Raw genomic sequence first — 12,573 nt, forward strand, 5'->3', positions numbered from 1 at the left:
TGCATTCGGGTTCGGAGTCGCAGGATTGGCTTTGGCTATCACCTTGTCCGGCGCCCGGCCGGGAGGGCCGTGGTAGCGTCGCGAAGTTCGTGACGGAAAGGCGATCGATCCATGCGTTTCACTGCGGAGACGACGTCGGATGGCGTCACGGAACGGTTGTTCACTCTCGGCGACATCACCGGCGCGCTCTGGTCACCGGCGGACGCTGCCGGTGACCGGCCCCTGGTCCTGTTGGGCCACGGCGGCGGTCAGCACAAGAAGGCACCGCCCTTGGTGACCCGCGCACGCCACTACGTGACCGTTTGTGGCTTCACCGTCGCGGCCATTGATGTGCCCGGGTACGGGGATCGCCCACGCCTCGAACTCGATCAAAAGCTGACGCCGGCCCTCCGCCGCCGGGTCGCGTCGGGCCAACAGGTCGACCCCGAGATCACCCGCGGCATGGCCGAACGCGCGGCGAAAGCCGTCGCCGAGTGGCAGACCACCCTCGACGCTCTCCAAGATCTCGACGGCATCGGCACCGGAGGCCCGGTCGGCTTCTGGGGCGTATCGCTGGGCAGTTCGATCGGCGTGCCCTTCGTGGCGGCCGAACCGCGGATCACCGCGGCCGTCTTCGGGCTCACGTCCCACCGGTCCGTCGGCGAGGCGGCAGGCCGGGTCACCATCCCGGTCGAGTTCGTGCTGCAGTGGGACGACGAACTGGTCCCGCGCGAATCGGGTCTCAGGGTGTTCGATGCCTTCGGATCCCAGGAAAAGACCCTGCACGCCAACCCCGGTCCCCATTCGGCCGTTCCACCATTCGAACTGGAGAGTTCAGCGCGCTTCTTCCTCCGGCACCTGGTCAAGTAGGCGAACGGCGCCACTGAGGCCGTCGAGCGACCGATGCGCGCGCTCGCATGCTGGGGAATCGCCGGGGGCCGGATGTGCCACAGTACGAAGATGCGCGTGGCACGGGTTGCGGGCGGGGTCGTATGGCTTATGGTCGCGGCCGGTGGGGTAGCCCTGGTCGCGGTGCGAGGACTGGCGAGCGTCTCTCCGTGGGTCGTGGGTTTCGCCGTCCTGTCAGGGTGGGGTGGTTTGCGGCTGATCGTGATCGCGTCGCGCTCCTCAGGCCAGCGTCCAGGCCGGATGGCGGACGGGAATACCTTCGTCGTCCGGAGATTTCTCCCTGACACCGTCACCGTTCCCCGGGACGCGGAGGCGGTGGCGATCACCGTAGGGTTCGTCCGGGTTGTGCTCGATCTATCCCATGCCGAGGACAGCGATACCGACATCGAAGTGGACGCGACGGTGTTTCTCGGATCGCTGTACATCCGGGTGCCGGAGTCCTTCCTGGAAGAGCGGATCACCGTACGGCACGCCTTTTCCGTGACTCGCGGTGGTCTGACGACCGCCCCACCGGATCCGGACCTGCCGGATCCCGACGCGCCGACGCCTCCGGTAAGGGTGTCGGTCGTGGTGGTGGGACTGGCTCCGACGATCGGGATCGAACCCGCGGGCCGGCCAGGCACCGGTCATTAGGATCTAGAGATAGGCCGTGTCGTCGCAAGGCGGGGGTTCCGCTTGGGCCGTCGAGGCGTCCGGTCCACGGTAGCCGGGTGGGGCTTCGGCGTCGTCTTCCAGCCACTGCTCGATTTGCCGGTTGAGGTCTTTGAGTTTCCCGATGTCATGCGGCACCGGCCAGCCAAGGGCCTGCGTCACCTGGGCATGGTTGAGGTCGAACAGCCACCGTAGTGCCTCCCCGTAGGAGACCGCGGTCCTGACGGCCGCTCGATAGGACAGCACCGTGACCCCGGACAGCATGGCAGGCAACGTCAGCCACGCACCGTCATCGGCGAACGCTACGAACCCCGAGACAGCCATCAGACCCGACACCGCCGTGTACCGCGCGGCGACATCCAGCTGATTGCGCCGGTCGAGGAAGGCCGCGGCGATGCCCGGTGAGGCGACCGGGTAGATGCGCGGCAGCATCAGGACGGCGTCCATACCGTAGGGTCTTCCCGCTTGCCGTTCCCCGGCCCGCAGAACGTTGCCCAGCTTCGTCGGCAGCAACTCGGACTCGTCGGGCGGGTAGAGCTTCCGCAACTGTCTTCCGTCGTTGCGCCGCACAAGCCGGCGCATGCGGCGCCGATTCAGCTCGACACCCAGGGGCGCGAGCGTGCGAAGCACGGGAATCGTGGACCAATAGCCTTCGAGAAGCCGGACGAGCAGAAACTGGAAAGGGTGAAAGAGGGACCCGATCGCGACCGCGAGCAGCGCGAGCACGCTCACCTGAGCGACGTTGAGAGTGCCGAGGAATCGCAGTAGTTCGCCGGGGCGCGGCCGGCCGGTGAAGGCTTGGCAGCCGATCAGGAAGACCGGCCACGCGATCAGCACCATGGTCGGTAACACGCTGACGACACTGAAGCGCTGGGTCAGCGTCGGCGTGGGGCTCACTGTCACGCTCATGGACTATCCGGCAGCCATCGCTCACAGCACCTTGTGCGGCAGTTTGGTAAGGCCACACCTGGCATTCGTACAGAGTTCCATCCAACGCCTATGACGTTTACATTGCGGCCTCGCGGCGCCTTTGAGAATCGTCGTCGACAAACGTCCTTTGGTCGTACACCCACCGGGCTCGGAGCATCGGTAATGGTACTGCCGCGCGTCGGGCGTGCCGGGTGTGGACAGGATGTCACCGATTCCGTCGACCATCGGCATCACCTCCCCGCCCGGCACGCTGCTTCCGATTCAGTATGCGGCTCGCGCGGTCTTGGTGTTACAACTCGTCGGAGGTAGTCCCACTAAGAGGTTTGTCGATCTGCCAACACGACCGGTTCGGATGTGCGGAACTCGCGGATCGCCACCCACAGGGCGAGCACGAGCGCGGCGAGCATGACGGTGGCGAGGACGGTGAAGCTGATCACCGGGGTCCCCGACCCGCCGCCCCCGCCGCTGAAGGCGCCACCGCCGGGACCGCCCCGGCCGCCGGGGAAACCGCCACCCGGGAACCTGCCGCGGTTGCCCGGAGCCCGGCCGCCGCCGAAGCCGCCGCGCCCACCGGCCATCAGCAGGAACGGGAAGTAGGAGAAGACCGAGGCGAACTGCTCCAGCACCGGCAGTGCCCACAGTTTGCGCGGGAGGTGGAACGCGGCCAGCACGGTGAGCACGTCGGCGAGGTAGAAGTAGCGCTCGTGCATGGCGGGCAGGAAGTACGGCACCAGCAGCACGGAGACCGTGCCCGCGAGCACGATCCTGGCCGGAGTCAGCTCGCTGCGGCGCAGGACCACCGGGACGATCAACGCGAGCAGCAGGACTCCCGTGACCGCGATCCCGGTGATCCGCAGTGGCGTCGACGCCGTGATGTCCAGGTATTGGTAGACGTTCGGCGCGTTGAGGGTCAACTGGTCGTAGGTCCCCGTTTGGGTCGCGTAGAGCGAAAACACGGTGCCCGGATTCGCACCGGCCAGCAGCGCGGGAACGTCGAGCAGGACATACACGACGGGGATGAGCAGCAGTGCCCGCCACGGCACGTACCTGCGCAGCACGAGCAGGAGCAACAACGGGAACAGGAAGACGATCTGCAGTTTGAAGGAGAACGCGAGACCGAAGAACAGGCAGGCGAGCCACGGGCGCCGGCGCAGCACGAAGAAGAGGGCGCCGACCCCGAACGCGGCGTACATCGCATCGGCCTGGGCCCACATGGAGCTGTTGAGGACGACGGTCGGCAGGAACACCACGATCGCCCCGGCCAGAATCGGCCACCAGCGGCCGGGATGGCGCAGGTCGACGATTCGGTACGCGAAGAAGCCGAGGAGGAAGTCGAAAACGACCGACATCAGCTTGATACCGGCCATTGGCGGAATCGGCGTATAGGTGAGCGCGGCGAGCAGGTAAAGATAGGGCTCGTTGTAGTTGGCGAAATTGTCCTTCAACGCGGCGAAGCCGCCGTGCGAAGAGATGTAGTCGTACCACCGGGACACGAAGCCGGCGTAGTCGCCGGACCGGTAGCCGAAGAAGACCAGCCGCACCGCGACCGCCGCGATCACCACGAGCGCGATCACCAGCGTTTTCCGTTTGGCGTCGATGGTCACCGGGAAGCGACCGCCGCCGGCTACGGGTTCGATGGTTGTGCCGGACGCCATCAGCGGTCCTCCCGGGTTCGTCGCGAGCCATGTCCGGCACCGTCGCCGGTCACCCAGGATAGAAGGGGCACTGCGGTGCGTTGCTGTCTTCCGGCTGTGCAAGCTCTGTGAATGCGGGCGCCTCAGTGCGTGATCGCCGAACTCACCGGCCCGCGACGGTCGTGAACCTCCGCACGGGCCTTACCGTGGTTGTAGTTGTGTGCACCTGGCCGGATTCCAAGGAGGCCCATGCCTGCCCGACGTTTCGCGCTGTTGGTGACGGCCGCCGCGCTCCTCGCGTCCGCCTGCGCGGCGCAGCAGTCCGCCCCCGCCGCCACCCATCCGGAGGGCTTGGCCTCGGTCACCGTCAGCGTCCCGGAAGGGATGAACTCGGCTCCGCTGGACGAGACCCGGCAGGCGCTCGTGCCGCGTGGCTGGACGCTTTCGGTGTTCGCGCGCGTCCCGGGGGCTCGGCTCGCCGTGTGGGCGCCGGACGGCACGCTGCTGGTGTCGGTACCGAAGAACGGCACGGTGGTGCGGCTGGTGCCGGTGGGACACGACAGGGCGACGGTGTCCGTGCTGCTGCGTGGGCTGAATCAGCCGCACGGCCTCGCCTTCTCGGGTTCGACCCTGTACGTCGCGCAGAGTGACCGCGTGGACGCCTATGCCTACGCGGCGGGCATGGCGACGAATCCGCATCCGGTCGTGACGGGGCTGCCCGACGCCAAGAGCCCGGAACTGGGCGGTAAGTACGCCCACGCGTTGAAGAGCGTGGCGGTCGGTCAGGACGGGGCCGTCTATGTGTCCGTCGGCTCCACGGGCAACATCTCCGCCGAAGACCTCTCGGCGAACCCGCCGCGGGCCTCGATCCTGCGCGTTCCGCCCGGCGGCGGACCGGCGCGGCCCTTCGCCGTCGGAGTCCGCAACGGCACCGGACTTGCCGTCGCCCCTGACGGTGCGGTGTGGACGGCGGTGAACAGCCGGGACAACATCCAATACCCGTTCGACCGTCCCTACGCCGGTGGCTCGAAATCCTCGCAGGGCAAGGTGATCGACGAGTACGTGCGTGACCACCCCGCCGAGCCTCTCGCGAAGCTCACCCCCGGGCGCAACCTGGGCTGGCCCTACTGCGAACCGGATCCCGATGTGCAACAGGGTGTCCGCGGCAGCGCGCTGAACTTCTCGAAGATCCCGTTCGTCCGCGACTTCGAGACCAATCCGGACGGACGGAAGCTCGACTGTGCCGCGCTGCCCCCGGCCGAACAGGGGCTCGGCGGACATTCGGCGCCACTGGGGCTGTCGTTCGTCACCACGGACCTGCCGGACGGCTATGGCCAGGGTGCGCTGGTCGGCGTGCACGGTTCGTGGAACGCGACACCGCCACGGGCTCCGGAAGTGTCGTTCTTCCCGTGGAAGAACGGCGAGATGGGCGGACAGCGGACCCTCGTGGGCGGGTTTCAGGCCCAGAACGGATCCCGCTGGGGTCGCCCGGTGGCCGCGGTCGCCGGACCGGATGGCGCCGTCTACATCACCGACGACGAGGCCGGCGCCGTCTACCGGCTGGCACCACCCGGGCGGTGACCGACGTGGCGCCGGTATTCGACCATGTTCCTCGCGGTCAGCGCGACGCTCGGTGAGTCGTCCGGCGTCCGCACCGCGACACGGGCCGAGCCGCCCGAATCGAGCTCGATGTCCTGGCGGGTCTGGAGCCGGTCGCCGATGTCGACCGAGCGCGCCACGAGCGGATGGTCGGTCGCGCTGACCGTGAGCGTGTAGCGGCCGGGGCGGAGGTCGGTGATATCGAACGTGCCGTCCGGGCCGGATCTGACGCTGCTCGCCACTTCGCCGCGAGCGTCGACGGCCACGACCAGTGCCCGTGCGACGGCGCCGCCGTTCGTGCCGAGGACAGCGCCGGTGACGGTGCGCGGTTTCACCGCCGCCCGCCCGCGCCCGGGAATGCCCGCCGCGACGAGCAAAGCGGCCACGCAGGCACCGCACGCGATGAGCAGCGCCGTGCGGAAACCGGCCATGGCCGGCACCGAAACCGCCCCGAAGCGGGTCGTCATATGGGATAACACCATTCCGACCACCGCGCTGGAGGAGGAGGTGCCGATCGATCGCATCAGGGTGTTGAGGCCGTTGGCCGCCGCGGTTTCGGACTCGGGCACCGCGGCGATGATCAGCGTGGGCATCGCCGCGTAGGCCAGGCCGACACCCGCGCCGGCGATCGCGGAGAACAGCGCGAGCTGCCACGGTTCGCTCAGCAGCGCGAGGCCTGCCAGGTAGGCGGCGCCGAGCACGCCGATCCCGCAGATCAGCGTGGTCTTGGGGCCGAGGGCCTTGGTGAGGCGCGCCGACAGCGGAGACACCGCCATCATCAGCAGTCCGGTCGGGGCGACGCACAGTCCGGCCATAAGCATCGTCTGGCCGAGCCCGTATCCGGTGGCGGTGGGCAGTTGCAGCAGTTGCGGCGGCACCAGCTGGGTGGAGTAGAGCGCGAAACCGACCAGGATCGAGGCCAGGTTGGTCAGCAGCACCTGCGGCCGGGCGGTCGCGCGGAGGTCGACCAGCGGCTCGGCGGTGCGCAGTTCCAGCACACCCCACACCATGAGGATGAGCACGGCGGCGGCGAGGAAACCGAGAGTGCGGCCGCTGCTCCAGCTCCAGTCGCTGCCTTTGGATATGACCAGGAGCAGGCAGACCAGCCCCGCCGAAAGCAGGATCGCGCCCGGCACGTCGAACCGGCCGGGGGAGCGCACCGTGGACTCCGGCACCACGAGCAGGATCAGCGCGAGACCGATCGCGCCGATACCGGCCGCCCCGAAGAACAAGACGTGCCAGTCGAGGTGTTCGGCGACCAGTGCCGAGGCCGGCAGCCCGAGCGCGCCGCCGATGCCCAGCGACGAACTCATCAGGCCCATGGCCGAGCCGAGCCGCTCCGGCGGGAGTTCGTCCCGCATGATGCTGATGCCCAACGGAATGGCGCCGATCGAGCAGCCCTGGAGCGCGCGGCCGATCATCATCGGCAGCAGGGACGAGGCGAGACCGCACACCAGCGACCCCACCACGAGCAGGCCGAGCGCGATCAGCAGCGTGCGCCGCTTGCCGAACATGTCCCCGAGACGGCCCAGCACCGGGGTGGAGACGGCGCCGGTCAGCAGGGTGATGGTGATCACCCAGGCGGCGTTGGAATTCGACGTGCGCAGCAACGACGGAAGCTCCGAAAGCAGCGGCACCATCAGGGTTTGCGTCACCGAAACGACGACGCCTCCGAAGGCCAGCACCGCGATCACGCCGTTCGCGCGACCGCCTGACGTGGTCGGCGGCCGGACGGAGGACGGCGCGGAGCGTGACATGAGTGGGTTGCCTCCCAAGCTGGATTCGCTCGTATCCTACCGTTGGCCCGGGTTTACAAAATCTCGTCACTTGTGCATCGCGATGCACACCTCATTCACTTCTGTGAAGCTCAACGAGGAGGCTGCGATGACCGCTGCGAATCCGACGGTGCCGCCCGGTTCGACCGGGACATGGACTGATCGCAAGCGCTACCTGTGGTTGATCGGCCTGGTCGTGCCGTCGCTGGCGTTCCTGGCGATGGGGTTGCACGCGGCCACCGGCTGGGGCGTGTGGTTCTGGATCGGGCCGATCGTGATCCTGGTCATCGTTCCCGCGATCGACCTGGTCGCCGGGCTGGATCGCGCCAATCCGCCCGACGACGTGCTCGAGCGGCTCGAGAACGACCGGTACTACCGCTGGATCACCTATCTGTTCCTGCCCATCCAGTACCTCGGTTTCGCGGGCGCGTGCTGGCTGATCGGCCGCGGCGATTTGTCCACTGTGGACAAGATCGGGCTGGCCGTCTCGATCGGCTGCATCGGCGGGATCGGCATCAACACCGCGCACGAGCTGGGACACAAGAAGGAAAGCCACGAGCGCTGGCTGTCGAAGATCGCGCTGGCACAGAGCTGGTACGGCCACTTCTCCATCGAGCACAACCGTGGCCATCACGTGCGGGTGGCCACACCGGACGATCCGGCGAGCAGCCGCGTCGGGGAGAGCTTCTACCGGTTCTGGCCGCGCACGGTCGCCGGCTCGCTGAAATCGGCGTGGCGGCTGGAGCGCAAGCGCTTCGCCCGCCGGGGACGGCATCCGTTCCGGATCGGCAACGACGTCCTCAACGCCTGGCTGATGTCCGCCGTGCTGTGGGCCGCGATGATCGCGTGGCTCGGCCTCGGCATCCTGCCCTACCTCGTCATCCAGGCGGTGGTCGGGTTCTCGCTGCTGGAGGTCGTCAACTATCTGGAGCACTACGGGATGTTGCGCCGGCGCGTGGGAGCGCCCGGACGGCGCCGGTACCAGCGCGTGGACCCCAGTCACAGCTGGAACTCCAACAACATCGCCACCAACGTCCTGCTGTACCACCTGCAACGGCACAGTGACCACCACGCCAACCCCACCCGCCGGTACCAGACGCTCCGTGACTTCGCCGAATCGCCGGTGCTGCCGACGGGTTATGCCGGAATGATCGTGCTGGCGCTCATCCCGCCACTGTGGCGGCGCGTGATGGACCCGCGCGTGCTCGCCCACTTCGACGGCGACATCACCCGGGCCAACATCCAGCCCGCGAAACGCGCGAAAGTCCTTGCCCGCCATGGCGTTCGGGATGACGTTGCCGGGCACACCCCGGAACCGGTGGCGGCGGACACCCACGGTGACGCGACCGAGGGCGGGATGTGCCCCGGCTGCGGTTACCTCTACGACGAGAAGATCGGCGACCCGCGCGAAGGGTTCCCGGCCGGGACCCCGTGGTCGTCGATCCCCGGCAACTGGTGCTGTCCCGACTGCGGGGTGAGGGAGAAGGTCGACTTCGTGGCGCCGGGCAAGGTGAGCGCACGGTGAGGATCCGGCGCCAGGGGGCCGCCTAGAATGACTGTCGTGAGCCCAGCCCTGTCCACCGCGCCTTCGGCCGGCGGCCAGTACCGCCGGCCGATCCTCACGGCCGCGATCGAGCTGACGGCGACCGAGGGCTGGGCGGCGGTCACCATGAACCGGCTCGCCGAGATCGTCGGAGTCAGCCGCCGCACCGTCTACAACGAACTCGGCTCGAAGACGGCGCTCGCGGAAGCCATGATTTCGCACGAACTCGAGCGGTTCCTCGCCGTGGTCCGCGACGCCTTCGAACGCCATCCCGAAGATCTCGTCGAGGCGATCTACGACGCCGTCCGGAGCGTCCTGGAACTCGCCAACGGCAACATCCTGCTGCGCGCGATCGCGTCCGCGACTCACGGCGCCGACACCGAACTCCTGCCACTGCTGACCACGCAGGCTTCGAGCCTGCTCACCGAGGCGAAGACGATGCTGGCCGGCCGCGTCGAGCCCTACCGCCCGCCCCTGACCAAGGAGCAGATCACCGCGCTGATCGACGTCGTCGTCCGCACCGTGCTCAGCCACGTCATGCAGCCCTCCGACACCCCGGCGCACACCGCGGACGCCATCGCGTGGCTGGCCGCGCGACTGCTCGACGCGCCGTCCGTCCGGCCGCTGCGGTTCGCCCGGCGGTGACGGGCGGTCCGTTACGGACCTACCTCGCCTCGTGCGTGCCTCCGCCAGCCGGCCTTTTCGATGACTTCCCGGGCCGATTCGTCGACCGATCTGCCGTGCGTGGAGACCTGGAAGTCCCGGATCTTGGAAAGATCGGTCCGCCGGTGGTAGAGGTCGACGAAGTCGCGAAGCCGCCTCTTCCAGAACTCGTTGGGTTCCCGCGCCGTTACCCGCTGCTTGAGGACGGCTTCGGGTGCGGTCAATTCACAGACGGCGAACTTCGTGCCGGGCACGGCGGCGCGCAGCACGCGCCGTTCCTCCTCGTCCGCGATGACGCTGGGGATGATCACCTTCACCTGCGGGATAGCCGCATAGTTCGGCCAGATGGCCTTGAGGTTCTCACGTGCGAAGGAACGGTCAGGGCTGGGATGAACCATGCACAGATCGTCCAAGTCGATCACCGCGTTCGCCACGCCTGCCGTCCGCAGGTGCTCGGCTATGACTCTCGACAGGGTCGTCTTTCCCGAACCCGGCGATCCATGCAGGACGAGCACCTCGACACCGTTCACGCGGTGAAAAAGTAGTGGCGGCACCGAACACGCCCCAACCATTTTCGGGCGAGTCGACGTGTCCGCTCTTTCCGGAAAGCGCTTTCCCGGCAGTTGGGAGGACGATGAGCCCTATGGTGGAGATCAGCCTGCTGACCGAATCCGACCGCACCGACTGGGAACCACTGGCCCGTGGTCACCACGCCCACTTCGGGACTCGGATCAACGACGAGGGCTACGAACAGACCTGGCAACGCCTGCTCGAGGGACAGCCGACGCGGGGGATCGCCGCGAGGCTGGACGGCAGGATGGTCGGCATCGCGCACTATGTGTTCCACGCCGCCGTCTGGAGGCCGGGCGGGAGATGCTATCTGGCGGATCTGTTCGTGGACCAGGAAGTTCGGCGACGAGGTGTCGCGACGGCACTGATCAGGTGGGTGGCGCGGGATGCCGAGGAGCACGGCTATCCGCGCCTCTATTGGAACACGCTCGCCGACGCCCCGGCCCGCGCGCTGTACGACCAGCTGGCCGAATTCCACGAAGGCCTCATCCTCTACGCCTACCGGCGAGGGTAGCTGAGGGTTTCTCCTAAACTCCGGGCCTGCTCGCGGCAGCCACTACTGATGGTGAGCGCGGACGTTGCACACTCGTCGCCGTGGAGTCCACTTCGATCAACCCCGCGGCGGTCAGTGCCTGCCGCGCCGAACTCGAGCAGACGGCGCGGGACCTGGACAACGTCGTGGCAGGTCCGGTCCCGGCGATCGGTGGCAACCCGTTCGGCGATTCCGATGACGCCGTGCGGCTCGCCAAGAGCGTGCGCGCCTTCGACCAGGCGGTGTTCGGCCAGTTGAGCCGGGCGGCCGCGTTGATCCGCGCGGGTGGCGACGCGGCCGGTGGCGGCGCTCGGTTCTTTCACGACCTGGACCGCATCAACGCGAGGAGGATCGGTCCGGATGGACCTGCGTGACGACATCGCCGCGCTGCCCGGCGGCGGGAGGGTCGTCTCCGCGCTGGATCGGGTCAACCGGGTGGACAGCGGCATTCTGTCCGGGCTGACGCGGCGCTGGCAACAGGCGGCAGGCCAGTGCGCTACGAGCGGAGCCGCGGTGACCAGGGCGGCACGCCGCCTGGAAGGCCAGTGGACCGGCGCCACCGCGACCGCTTTCACCGACTACACCCATCGTTTGACCGACGCGGGCAGCGCCCTGTCCGAAGTACTCACCCAGGCGGCCGACGCGGCGGACCAGGCGGTCGCGGCCATCGCGTACGCGCAGAGCCAGGCCGCCACCCGCTGCGAGTGGCTGCTCGCCGACGCCAAAAGCTGGCGCATGGCCAATCCCGCCGCGTCCGATGACCAGGACACCGACACGATCAGCAGGCTGTGCCGGCAGACCGCGGCCGAAGTCGGTGACCTGGCCGGCACCGTCGACGGGAGTCTGGCCGCGTTGTCCGGCACCTTCGAGCGGCTGTCCGGCCGGGAAAAGCCGTACGATCCGATCAATCCACCCGGTGGCCTGTCGATCACCGTTGTGTACTCGGTGCCGGACTACCCCCAGGCGGCAGGCGCACTGGCCCGACCGGAGCCAGGCACCCTCGCGGCGCCGCTCGGTCAGCGGGCGGCCACAGCGGCGATTCCCGCGGTGCGGGGCGGCATGATGCAGGCGTTGAGCCCCATGCGGCGCGCGTCGTTCACCCCGATGGTCCGGCAGTCACCCTTGACCGACCAGTCAACCGACTGAGACTTCTCGCCGGTCGTCTCCCGGCAAGGCGGGAGCCGTCAGCTCAACACGGCCACGATCGTCGTTCCGGCCGGAAAATCCCCGGCTTCGATACGGGCGAACAGACCATAGAGCATTTTCGCTTCATGCCGTGCCGATCGTTACCAATCCGACCACAGCCACGGCGGAAACGGTTCTATCCAGCCAGATTGGTTGGGGTCCGTCTCCGCCTACTTTTGGTCGGATTGGTAAGTCCTGTCGAGGACGATGGTATGCCGTTCCTCGAAATCGTGGAGGAAACCGTCCAGTTCCGGTGTGCGTTTGGCGTAGCCGCCGAAAGCGTAGTCATGGTCGATCGTCCAGTTGGTCGTCACGGCTCCGAAACCGTCGTGTTGAAAGCGCCGGACCTCCGCGTCCAGGAACGGGCGTCGGCGAGATTGAACTTGAGCTTGCGCCACTTGTTGCCCGGCATGCCGGGGTGGACGAGGTCGTCACGCGTGAGCCAGACCCGGATGCCATGGCGCTCCACGCGCTCGTCGCGTAGTTCGACGAGGGGCGATGAAACGCTCGGCTCCATAAGCCCAGGGTAGACAAACGGATCGGCCCGCTCGCGAACCGTTCGGGAACGCTCTCGCGGATCTTGCCCTGGCCTAGACCACTGGC

Annotated in this window: 14 protein-coding genes; 8 read left to right on the forward strand and 6 right to left on the reverse strand. The window is 67.9% G+C overall.

Going from position 1 to position 12,573, the window contains the following annotated elements; genetic code table 11:
* The first annotated feature begins 111 nt into the window (after positions 1-111).
* On the forward strand, positions 112-849 hold the full coding sequence (locus ACFSXZ_RS11060; RefSeq protein WP_378264034.1) for an alpha/beta hydrolase: 738 nt from the start codon (positions 112-114) through the stop codon (positions 847-849).
* 96 nt (positions 850-945) lie between these two features.
* Entirely contained in the window at positions 946-1,521 is a 576-nt protein-coding gene (locus tag ACFSXZ_RS11065; RefSeq protein WP_378264036.1) for a hypothetical protein, read from the forward strand.
* A 3-nt stretch (positions 1,522-1,524) separates the two neighbouring features.
* On the opposite strand, the gene ACFSXZ_RS11070 is transcribed toward ACFSXZ_RS11065, so the two are convergent.
* Together ACFSXZ_RS11070 and ACFSXZ_RS11075 are read right to left on the reverse strand one after the other, a co-directional pair.
* A complete protein-coding gene (locus ACFSXZ_RS11070; protein WP_378264038.1) occupies positions 1,525-2,448 on the reverse strand; it encodes a hypothetical protein in 924 nt (307 codons plus the stop codon).
* Between the two features lie 335 nt (positions 2,449-2,783).
* Positions 2,784-4,124 carry a hypothetical protein gene (locus ACFSXZ_RS11075; RefSeq protein WP_378264040.1) on the reverse strand — a complete coding sequence of 447 codons (1,341 nt, stop codon included), beginning with the start codon at positions 4,122-4,124 and terminating at the stop codon, positions 2,784-2,786.
* Between the two features lie 228 nt (positions 4,125-4,352).
* Here ACFSXZ_RS11075 and ACFSXZ_RS11080 point away from each other — a divergent pair, with 228 nt between their 5' ends.
* Positions 4,353-5,684: a PQQ-dependent sugar dehydrogenase gene (locus tag ACFSXZ_RS11080; protein ID WP_378264042.1), complete on the forward strand. Its 1,332-nt coding sequence runs from the start codon at positions 4,353-4,355 to the stop codon at positions 5,682-5,684.
* Here the strand turns inward: ACFSXZ_RS11080 and ACFSXZ_RS11085 are convergent.
* The gene (locus ACFSXZ_RS11085; protein WP_378264044.1) at positions 5,657-7,459 is read right to left on the reverse strand and encodes an MFS transporter; all 1,803 of its coding nucleotides are present in this window, start codon (positions 7,457-7,459) and stop codon (positions 5,657-5,659) included. The genes ACFSXZ_RS11080 and ACFSXZ_RS11085 overlap by 28 nt on opposite strands.
* 127 nt (positions 7,460-7,586) lie before the next feature.
* On the opposite strand from ACFSXZ_RS11085, the gene ACFSXZ_RS11090 reads away from it, so the two are divergent.
* Together ACFSXZ_RS11090 and ACFSXZ_RS11095 are read left to right on the forward strand one after the other, a co-directional pair.
* Positions 7,587-9,002 carry a fatty acid desaturase gene (locus tag ACFSXZ_RS11090; protein ID WP_378264046.1) on the forward strand — a complete coding sequence of 472 codons (1,416 nt, stop codon included), beginning with the start codon at positions 7,587-7,589 and terminating at the stop codon, positions 9,000-9,002.
* 27 nt (positions 9,003-9,029) lie between these two features.
* Complete coding sequence (locus ACFSXZ_RS11095; protein WP_378264048.1) at positions 9,030-9,665, forward strand: TetR family transcriptional regulator; 636 nt, start codon at positions 9,030-9,032, stop codon at positions 9,663-9,665.
* Positions 9,666-9,676: 11 nt separating this feature from the next.
* On the opposite strand, the gene ACFSXZ_RS11100 is transcribed toward ACFSXZ_RS11095, so the two are convergent.
* Positions 9,677-10,213, reverse strand: coding sequence for an AAA family ATPase (locus ACFSXZ_RS11100; RefSeq protein WP_378264050.1), 537 nt, complete (start codon positions 10,211-10,213; stop codon positions 9,677-9,679).
* A 113-nt stretch (positions 10,214-10,326) separates the two neighbouring features.
* Between ACFSXZ_RS11100 and ACFSXZ_RS11105 the strand changes: the two genes are divergently transcribed.
* From ACFSXZ_RS11105 to ACFSXZ_RS11115, 3 genes are all read left to right on the forward strand, one after another.
* The gene (locus ACFSXZ_RS11105; protein ID WP_378264052.1) at positions 10,327-10,767 is read left to right on the forward strand and encodes a GNAT family N-acetyltransferase; all 441 of its coding nucleotides are present in this window, start codon (positions 10,327-10,329) and stop codon (positions 10,765-10,767) included.
* A gap of 80 nt (positions 10,768-10,847) precedes the next feature.
* On the forward strand, positions 10,848-11,159 hold the full coding sequence (locus ACFSXZ_RS11110) for a hypothetical protein (protein ID WP_378264054.1): 312 nt from the start codon (positions 10,848-10,850) through the stop codon (positions 11,157-11,159).
* On the forward strand, positions 11,146-11,931 hold the full coding sequence (locus ACFSXZ_RS11115; RefSeq protein WP_378264056.1) for a WXG100 family type VII secretion target: 786 nt from the start codon (positions 11,146-11,148) through the stop codon (positions 11,929-11,931). The genes ACFSXZ_RS11110 and ACFSXZ_RS11115 overlap by 14 nt, the downstream gene beginning before the upstream one ends.
* A 209-nt stretch (positions 11,932-12,140) precedes the next feature.
* Here the strand turns inward: ACFSXZ_RS11115 and ACFSXZ_RS11120 are convergent, their stop codons facing one another.
* Together ACFSXZ_RS11120 and ACFSXZ_RS11125 are read right to left on the reverse strand one after the other, a co-directional pair.
* The gene (locus ACFSXZ_RS11120) at positions 12,141-12,284 is read right to left on the reverse strand and encodes a hypothetical protein (RefSeq protein ID WP_378264058.1); all 144 of its coding nucleotides are present in this window, start codon (positions 12,282-12,284) and stop codon (positions 12,141-12,143) included.
* A complete protein-coding gene (locus tag ACFSXZ_RS11125) occupies positions 12,281-12,487 on the reverse strand; it encodes a hypothetical protein (protein ID WP_378264060.1) in 207 nt (68 codons plus the stop codon). Before ACFSXZ_RS11125 ends, ACFSXZ_RS11120 begins: the two co-directional genes overlap by 4 nt.
* Positions 12,488-12,573: the final 86 nt, after the last annotated feature.

It is taken from the genome of Amycolatopsis pigmentata, assembly GCF_042684065.1.
GTDB lineage: Bacteria > Actinomycetota > Actinomycetes > Mycobacteriales > Pseudonocardiaceae > Amycolatopsis_E > Amycolatopsis_E pigmentata.

Excerpts from the sequence above, each read along its gene's own strand:
- ACFSXZ_RS11060 (WP_378264034.1), top strand. The coding sequence starts at position 112 with ATGCGTTTCACTGCGGAGACGACGTCGGATGGCGTCACGGAACGGTTG.
- ACFSXZ_RS11070 (WP_378264038.1), bottom strand. The coding sequence starts at position 2,448 with ATGAGCGTGACAGTGAGCCCCACGCCGACGCTGACCCAGCGCTTCAGT.
- ACFSXZ_RS11075 (WP_378264040.1), bottom strand. The coding sequence starts at position 4,124 with ATGGCGTCCGGCACAACCATCGAACCCGTAGCCGGCGGCGGTCGCTTC.
- ACFSXZ_RS11080 (WP_378264042.1), top strand. The coding sequence starts at position 4,353 with ATGCCTGCCCGACGTTTCGCGCTGTTGGTGACGGCCGCCGCGCTCCTC.
- ACFSXZ_RS11085 (WP_378264044.1), bottom strand. The coding sequence starts at position 7,459 with ATGTCACGCTCCGCGCCGTCCTCCGTCCGGCCGCCGACCACGTCAGGC.
- ACFSXZ_RS11090 (WP_378264046.1), top strand. The coding sequence starts at position 7,587 with ATGACCGCTGCGAATCCGACGGTGCCGCCCGGTTCGACCGGGACATGG.
- ACFSXZ_RS11095 (WP_378264048.1), top strand. The coding sequence starts at position 9,030 with ATGACTGTCGTGAGCCCAGCCCTGTCCACCGCGCCTTCGGCCGGCGGC.
- ACFSXZ_RS11105 (WP_378264052.1), top strand. The coding sequence starts at position 10,327 with ATGGTGGAGATCAGCCTGCTGACCGAATCCGACCGCACCGACTGGGAA.
- ACFSXZ_RS11115 (WP_378264056.1), top strand. The coding sequence starts at position 11,146 with ATGGACCTGCGTGACGACATCGCCGCGCTGCCCGGCGGCGGGAGGGTC.
- ACFSXZ_RS11125 (WP_378264060.1), bottom strand. The coding sequence starts at position 12,487 with ATGGAGCCGAGCGTTTCATCGCCCCTCGTCGAACTACGCGACGAGCGC.